The organism is Cupriavidus basilensis OR16 (assembly GCF_000243095.1).
Taxonomy (GTDB): Bacteria; Pseudomonadota; Gammaproteobacteria; order Burkholderiales; family Burkholderiaceae; genus Cupriavidus; species Cupriavidus basilensis_D.
Genome location: NZ_AHJE01000313.1, coordinates 1 through 523, shown reverse-complemented (window position 1 = coordinate 523; position 523 = coordinate 1). Strand labels below are relative to the sequence as shown.

The following is a 523-nucleotide window of genomic DNA, read 5'->3' as shown; positions in this document are numbered from 1 at the left end:
AGGTGATGCGGGCTGCCGGCGCCCACCGATGCATAGGTGGCCTTGCCCTGCCCGACCTTGAGCCACGCGACGAACTCCGGCAACGTCTTCACCGGCAGTGCCGGGTTGACCACCAGCACCACCGGCAGCTTCACCAGCGATGTCACCAGCGTGAAATCCCTGACGGGGTCATACGGCAGCTTGCGATACAGCGCAGGATTGAGCACCAGCGTGCCCTGCCCCGCGGTCAGCACGGTGGCGCCGTCGGCGCGCGCCTTGGCCACGTCCTGCGCGGCGAGGATGGTGGCGCCGCCCGGCTTGTTGTCCACCATGAAGTTCTGGTGCATGGACAGCGCGATCTTCTGCGCGACGATGCGCGTGGCGAGGTCGCTGCCGCCGCCGGCGGTGTAGGGTACGACCCAGCGTGCCGCAGGATCGGCGGCGTGGGCGGCGCCGATGCCGCCCAGCGCGATCGCCAGCCCCTATGACAATGCGCGAAGCATGCCGCGCCATGGAATAAAGGCGCGTGGCGCCGGGCGCGAGG

Annotated in this window: 1 protein-coding gene; it reads right to left on the bottom strand. The window is 69.6% G+C overall.

The window, feature by feature from the left end:
- Positions 1–326 (bottom strand): Bug family tripartite tricarboxylate transporter substrate binding protein (locus tag OR16_RS38885; RefSeq protein WP_006164948.1); only part of this gene is annotated, 326 nt, incomplete at its 3' end.
- Positions 327–523: the final 197 nt, after the last annotated feature.